The following is a 5,934-nucleotide window of genomic DNA, read 5'->3' as shown; positions in this document are numbered from 1 at the left end:
GAATTATACGATTACGTTAACTGGTTTAACAAGCATCGAATTCACGGAACGCTGGGATATTTGACGCCTGTTCAGTATCGCAAACAAGCCCTTAAAAAAGTTGTCTGATTTACTGTTGACAATCCAACAAGCGTAGAATCTTTAAATATGAGGTTGAAAAAAATGGGGGAGGCAGCTCAGAGGCAGCTCCTCCGTTTTGTGTTATTGCAAGCAAGAATCGAGCATGAGTTTAATTGCTTTCCTTTTTAGAAAGAATAGATTTGAATAGGGGGGATGCTTTTATATGAGCTTGGAGTGGATCGTGATTACCCTCATGTGGTGTGTTGGCGTGATATCTGTAGTGGTCTGTCCAAAACAACATTTGAGAAAACTGCTGTTTACTATGCTTCTTTGTCAGGCGCTAACTTGGGTAACCACATTAATTCATGTTTATTATGGTCTCTTATCTTTTCCAGTCCGAGAGTTTCCTAAAGCGACCGATTTATTAGTTACAACCGAGTATTTTTTTTATCCATTGATTTGTGGATACTATGTTGTCTATGAACCGAGCCGACATGTGGGGGCCCGGATGGCGTATCTGGCTCTTTGGGTAACGGGGTTAACGACTATAGATATTGTCATTGAACGATATACCGATTTAATCGAATATATTCACTATTCATGGTATTGGACATGGATTGTCTTTTTTGGTTTGTTTGCCATAACGAATATATCCTGTCAACAGTTCTTTAAGAGCAGGGCACTTTTCCGAGGGGAAAAAGAGGTAACGGAATGAGAATAGAATGGATCATTTTATGCATTGTTTGGATTGTCACTGCAGGGCTGCTGTTTACCATCCCCAAAAATAAACGAAGAGTCGCACTTGTGGCTTTCTTATTCAAGCAGGCGATCACTTGGGTGATCGGATTGGCTGTCGTGCAATACGGTTTCATTACATACCCTGTGCGGCTCTTTGCAGAAGTGAATCATGCCAGCTTTACTTATGAGTTTTTCGTGTATCCTGCGATTTGTGGGATATTTAATGCGTTCTACCCTAATAGCAAGAGTGCAATATATAAAATTGTATACTATTCCATGTATTGTACGGTGCTGACCATCCCGGAAGTATGGTTGGAGAAGCATACGGAACTGATTAAATACAAACATTGGAATGGATACGTCACGTGGATCTCACTATTCATTACTTTCTTCATGTCGAGGTGGTTCTGTAAATGGTTTTTTAGAGGATTGTTATGGAAATAACGTAACGATTGTAGAAAGGCGCTCAGACTGTTCGGCAGAGCAGTCTATTTTTATTATACGGACCAATGGACTAACTGGCGTTGATACGAAAGTGCATTGTATAACAATAATAATGAAATTAAATTCAATAAATCTTTATTGTAAAACGATAAATCTCGTGCTACATTCTAAATATCAAAAGTGTAGCGAGGTGCTTTTTATGAAACAAGGCTCAACACTCTTTCTAAAGATCGCTGTCATTCTGATAGGAATCCCGGTGCTTGCTTTGTGCATATTTTTGGTGCCAGGGATGGCGAATTATGCAGCAGAATTGTATCCAGATGCTGCTTATATCCGATATCTCATCTTCATCGATTTGTATGCAGCAGCGGTCCCTTTTTACTTTGCGCTGTATCAAGCTTTTAAATTGTTAAGCTATATTGACGGGAACAATGCATTTTCGCAATCTTCGGTTCAAGCTTTGAACAAAATAAAATACTGTGCCATTTCCATCTGTATCTTATTTGCAGCGGGCATGCCGTTCTTCTATCTCGTAGCGGAGAAGGACGACGCCCCGGGGATCATCGTACTTGGAATGGTCGTTATTTTTGCCTCAGCGGTTATTGCCGTCTTTGCCGCCGTTCTCCAAAGACTTTTGCAAGAAGCAATTGATATCAAATCTGAAAATGATTTAACGGTCTGAGGTGAATAACATGGCAATTATTATCAACATTGATGTCATGCTGGCGAAAAGAAAAATGAGCGTTACTGAGCTGTCGGAGAGAGTGGGAATTACGATGGCGAATCTCTCAATCTTGAAAAATGGAAAGGCCAAGGCGATTCGATTATCGACTTTAGAAGCGATTTGCAAGGCTCTAGAATGTCAGCCCGGTGATATATTAGAATACCGAAATGATGAAGACACCCAAGATGAATGATGCGGAGCGATATTCAAGATCCAATGGAATGGAGGCACAACTCAAGAGAGCGGTAAAACAACTCGTTCGTTTCGGCTACGAGCAAGCCCTGTCCTGTTTGTTTCCAGTCGTTATTTTTGCGTCATTGGCGATGACCCAAATCATGCCGCTTCCCTTCCTGCCGAGGTATGACTGGCTGCTCATCATCTGCCTTCTGATGCAGTGGTGGATGGTGCGTTTCGGGCTTGAAACGCGGGATGAACTCAAAGTGATCACACTGTTCCACCTGATTGGGCTCGCTCTTGAACTTTTCAAGGTACATATGGGCTCATGGTCTTATCCAGAAGAAGGATTTTCTAAAATTTTTGGAGTCCCTTTGTATAGCGGATTCATGTACGCAAGTGTAGCAAGTTACCTTTGCCAGGCGTGGAGGAGGCTGAAGGTGGAGCTGGTGAAGTGGCCTCCGTTTATGGCTGTTGTTCCCCTTGCGGCAGCGATTTATTTGAATTTCTTCACCCACCATTATTGGATGGATGTTCGCTGGTGGTTATCCGGACTTGTCGTGATCGTCTTTTGGAAGTCTTGGGTCGCATACGAGGTGAATGGAACACGATACCGTATGCCGCTCGCACTTTCATTTGTACTCATCGGATTTTTTATATGGATCGCCGAAAATATCGCAACGTTCTTCAGAGCTTGGGAATATCCCAACCAAACCGATGCATGGAGTCTCGTCCATTTAGGAAAGGTGAGCTCATGGCTCTTATTAGTAATTGTCAGCTTCCTGATCGTAGCAACGTTAAAGCTGGTAAAAGGGAAAAAGTCGGATCCTTATTAAGATCATAAGGATTCCGGCTTTTTTTTAGACCGTTTTATTCCTTTCATGATCCTTATATATAGCGAATGATTTTTATCATTGATTTAAGAGCCTATTTTGATATATTGTTAGTACAATAGTACTAACATAATTAGGATATCAGATCTAAAATCGTGGCAAAACAATGCAGAGTTACCGGATATAAAATAAAATTGGATGGGGATGTTTTAATCATTCGTTACATAAGAAATGTACTTATGATGGAGGGAACGGTATGGGGGGGAAACCACCAAAATAGCCTGGTTCACGCGATGATCCTTTTCGTATTCATTGTTTTAGGCATTGCCGCAGAAAATAACCCCTTGTATCTTATTTTTGATGTTCATTTTACCTTTACCGCCGTATTTTATTTTATTGTATTTCGATTGTTTGGCTACCGTAAGGCCCTCATTGCCGTTTCAATCATCTATCTCACTTGTTATTTCATGGGTTCTTTTCATGGAACAAGATTTATTTTTGCATTGTTGGAAATATCGTTTGTCGTTGCCTTCCTTCGTTGGAAAGGGAAGGAACTTTTATGGTGGGACTTGCTGTTTTGGTTCATCGCTGGGCCCATTGCATGCTATTTCACCACTCATCATCTATTGGATGAATTTATATTCACTTGGCTGGCTCTATTAACTTATTTAGTCAATGCATTGATATGCGTCATTATTGCAGAGGTTGTTTCAACTGTCATTCCTCTACTTCCCATCGGCAGCCGTTTTTTTGTCAAAAAGAAAGCGCTATTTTTTTGGTGAAATTATTACGTATGTGATTTTTATTTCCGCAGTACTGCCCCTATGTTTTGTTTTATCGTCTACAATGTCAACTTAATGGAACATAACATGGTCGAACAGTTGAAAAAAGAAATGAACATGACCTCCAAAAGAGTAGAAGAAAGAATCAACGGAATGGACCAAAAGGAACTCCAAAAGTTAGAATTAGGGTCTATCGTCCAAAAAGCTTATTTGAAGGAAATGTTTGATCATATTACAACACAAAATGATTTGCAGATCTATGTAGTGAATCCGAATCGTCAAATATTCGTATCGAGTGGTTCGAATGAACTTGTGGAAGGTACGTTCACCTTGTTTGATGGTGGATATGTGGCGGAATTGGATAATGAAATATCGGTTTGGCTTCCGGAAAAGCGCAATCATTTAGCAGATTGGTCGGATGGGTATTACTTCACGACGATGACGATTTCAAACCTGCACATTTATTGTCTCGTGCCCATAGAGGGACTATTATTCTTTCATTTAGAAATCATGATCCTCTATTTTCAGGCCACGTTACTATTATTTTTGGTGGCCGTTAGTTTTGCGTTCCTGTGCAAACGGATCTTAACCAAATCGTTATCACGCCTTACGCAGATGACAGTGGACCTTCCGAAGCGAATGGAGCAAGAGGAGAAATTCGAGGTTAGAGAAAGCGGAATCCATGAGGTGCATGCACTGATCCGGAATTTCGAAGCTGCAGCGAAAACACTCAAGCAGATGTTTCAAGAGGCGAAGAAGAGAAATCATCTATTAACTGAAAGAACAAAGGAATTAGTCGAATCGCAAAAGCAATTAGAATATTTAGCACGCTATGATGAATTAACAGGTCTCTTAAATCGGCGTACATTTCAAGAGGATATCGAACAGCTGCTTCTCGATTCCAAACAACATGATGAAGAATTTGCGGTCGTTTATATGGATCTCGATCAATTTAAAGATATCAATGATTCATTAGGACATGGTGCTGGGGATGAATTGTTGATAATATTCGCACATAGGCTGCAAGCATTCATGAACCAAGTGGATCAGCACAAAATGAAGGCTTACCGACTTGGCGGTGATGAATTTATTTTAATGATTAAGAATACAGATCTGCTGCAAACCCAAGGATGGTGCACTCAATTGGTAGATGCCATGCGGGAACCTATGATTCTCTTTGATAACTCATACACCATTTCGATGAGTATGGGTGTCAGCCTATTCCCTGCAGATGGCGATAATGTGGAGAAAATGATTAAAAATGCGGACTCAGCGATGTATAGAGTGAAGAAATCAGGAAAAAACGGTATTCAGTTCTTCAATGATGAGGATGATTCACGATGAACAGAATCGGTAAACTGACCATTTTATTTACAGTCGTCGTCTTTGCAATCATAGGGTGCAGCAGCATATCTACCAATGAAAAACTGGCGCCGTATAAAGCATTGGATGCGGAAGAAGGGGACAACCAGGTGGAAGCGGATGAAGGTCCAACATCCTTAACCATTTGGGCTCCTGCCCATATTTTCGTGAACCAGATACAGACCTTTGGTCAGATGTATCCCGATGTTGAATTGAACGTGGTTGAAATCGATCAAAGTGAAATGATCGGGAAATATATAGACAGCATTGGCCAAAAACAACCGCCGGATATCATTTTAATTAATGATGGGAATTTGGGGGATTTTTCGGGGATTGACGGCTTCGTCGATTTGCTAGGAAAACAGGAAGCCGATCCGGTATTTTTCGAAAAGCTGCCTAGAGGATTATTTGAAAATTATAAGTCCTTTCATGAGGACAAAATGTTTGCCATGCCCATTTTAAATTTTCCGTACGTCACCTATTATCGTGCGGATATTTTGGAAAAGGAAGGCTTCCCGAGCGATCCAGAGCAATTAGCGATCTATTTGCAGGATCAAGAAAACTGGATTGAACTGGCGCGAGCGTTAAAAGAATCGGGTCATTATATTTTTGAGTCAACACATAGTTTATTATCTCTTATCCATCGAGGTTCCAATTATTTTGATAAGGAGCTTGGTTATATCCTAGGACAATGGACCTCTGTCAATAGATTGGACACATAAAATCGAGAGAATTACGCAGCCGGATGAAACATACGTTCGTATTGATTTGGAGTGAAATACCCTATAGAGGAGTGGATTCTTTTTCCATTATAGAA

Annotated in this window: 10 protein-coding genes; 9 read left to right on the top strand and 1 reads right to left on the bottom strand. The window is 40.6% G+C overall.

Features of this window, described 5'->3' with window-relative positions; genetic code table 11:
- From ACFPXP_RS08670 to ACFPXP_RS08630, 9 genes are all read left to right on the top strand, one after another.
- Nucleotides 1-108, top strand: a 108-nt coding sequence (locus ACFPXP_RS08670; protein ID WP_379893815.1) for an IS3 family transposase, incomplete at its 5' end; no start/stop codon positions are given.
- A gap of 175 nt (nt 109-283) precedes the next feature.
- On the top strand, nt 284-775 hold the full coding sequence (locus ACFPXP_RS08665; RefSeq protein WP_379893828.1) for a CBO0543 family protein: 492 nt from the start codon (nt 284-286) through the stop codon (nt 773-775).
- The gene (locus tag ACFPXP_RS08660) at nt 772-1,242 is read left to right on the top strand and encodes a CBO0543 family protein (RefSeq protein ID WP_379893827.1); all 471 of its coding nucleotides are present in this window, start codon (nt 772-774) and stop codon (nt 1,240-1,242) included. The genes ACFPXP_RS08665 and ACFPXP_RS08660 overlap by 4 nt, the downstream gene beginning before the upstream one ends.
- A gap of 199 nt (nt 1,243-1,441) precedes the next feature.
- The gene (locus ACFPXP_RS08655) at nt 1,442-1,924 is read left to right on the top strand and encodes a DUF2975 domain-containing protein (protein WP_379893826.1); all 483 of its coding nucleotides are present in this window, start codon (nt 1,442-1,444) and stop codon (nt 1,922-1,924) included.
- A 10-nt stretch (nt 1,925-1,934) separates the two neighbouring features.
- Nucleotides 1,935-2,159: a helix-turn-helix domain-containing protein gene (locus ACFPXP_RS08650; protein ID WP_379893825.1), complete on the top strand. Its 225-nt coding sequence runs from the start codon at nt 1,935-1,937 to the stop codon at nt 2,157-2,159.
- On the top strand, nt 2,152-2,976 hold the full coding sequence (locus ACFPXP_RS08645) for a DUF817 domain-containing protein (RefSeq protein WP_379893824.1): 825 nt from the start codon (nt 2,152-2,154) through the stop codon (nt 2,974-2,976). Before ACFPXP_RS08650 ends, ACFPXP_RS08645 begins: the two co-directional genes overlap by 8 nt.
- 236 nt (nt 2,977-3,212) lie before the next feature.
- Nucleotides 3,213-3,755 carry a hypothetical protein gene (locus ACFPXP_RS08640; protein ID WP_379893823.1) on the top strand — a complete coding sequence of 181 codons (543 nt, stop codon included), beginning with the start codon at nt 3,213-3,215 and terminating at the stop codon, nt 3,753-3,755.
- Nucleotides 3,756-3,830: 75 nt separating this feature from the next.
- Nucleotides 3,831-5,099, top strand: coding sequence for a diguanylate cyclase domain-containing protein (locus ACFPXP_RS08635; protein ID WP_379893822.1), 1,269 nt, complete (start codon nt 3,831-3,833; stop codon nt 5,097-5,099).
- A complete protein-coding gene (locus tag ACFPXP_RS08630) occupies nt 5,096-5,839 on the top strand; it encodes an ABC transporter substrate-binding protein (RefSeq protein ID WP_379893821.1) in 744 nt (247 codons plus the stop codon). Before ACFPXP_RS08635 ends, ACFPXP_RS08630 begins: the two co-directional genes overlap by 4 nt.
- Nucleotides 5,840-5,850: 11 nt before the next feature.
- Here the strand turns inward: ACFPXP_RS08630 and ACFPXP_RS08625 are convergent.
- On the bottom strand, nt 5,851-5,934 hold an 84-nt coding region (locus tag ACFPXP_RS08625), incomplete at its 5' end, for an IS3 family transposase (protein ID WP_379893747.1).

This window comes from Marinicrinis lubricantis, assembly GCF_042658665.1.
Lineage (GTDB): Bacteria > Bacillota > Bacilli > Paenibacillales > KCTC-33676 > Marinicrinis > Marinicrinis lubricantis.
This window is presented reverse-complemented; position numbering and strand designations above follow the sequence as displayed.

Excerpts from the sequence above, each read along its gene's own strand:
- ACFPXP_RS08650 (WP_379893825.1), top strand. The coding sequence starts at position 1,935 with ATGGCAATTATTATCAACATTGATGTCATGCTGGCGAAAAGAAAAATG.
- ACFPXP_RS08645 (WP_379893824.1), top strand. The coding sequence starts at position 2,152 with ATGAATGATGCGGAGCGATATTCAAGATCCAATGGAATGGAGGCACAA.
- ACFPXP_RS08630 (WP_379893821.1), top strand. The coding sequence starts at position 5,096 with ATGAACAGAATCGGTAAACTGACCATTTTATTTACAGTCGTCGTCTTT.
- ACFPXP_RS08635 (WP_379893822.1), top strand. The coding sequence starts at position 3,831 with ATGGAACATAACATGGTCGAACAGTTGAAAAAAGAAATGAACATGACC.
- ACFPXP_RS08660 (WP_379893827.1), top strand. The coding sequence starts at position 772 with ATGAGAATAGAATGGATCATTTTATGCATTGTTTGGATTGTCACTGCA.
- ACFPXP_RS08665 (WP_379893828.1), top strand. The coding sequence starts at position 284 with ATGAGCTTGGAGTGGATCGTGATTACCCTCATGTGGTGTGTTGGCGTG.
- ACFPXP_RS08640 (WP_379893823.1), top strand. The coding sequence starts at position 3,213 with ATGATGGAGGGAACGGTATGGGGGGGAAACCACCAAAATAGCCTGGTT.
- ACFPXP_RS08655 (WP_379893826.1), top strand. The coding sequence starts at position 1,442 with ATGAAACAAGGCTCAACACTCTTTCTAAAGATCGCTGTCATTCTGATA.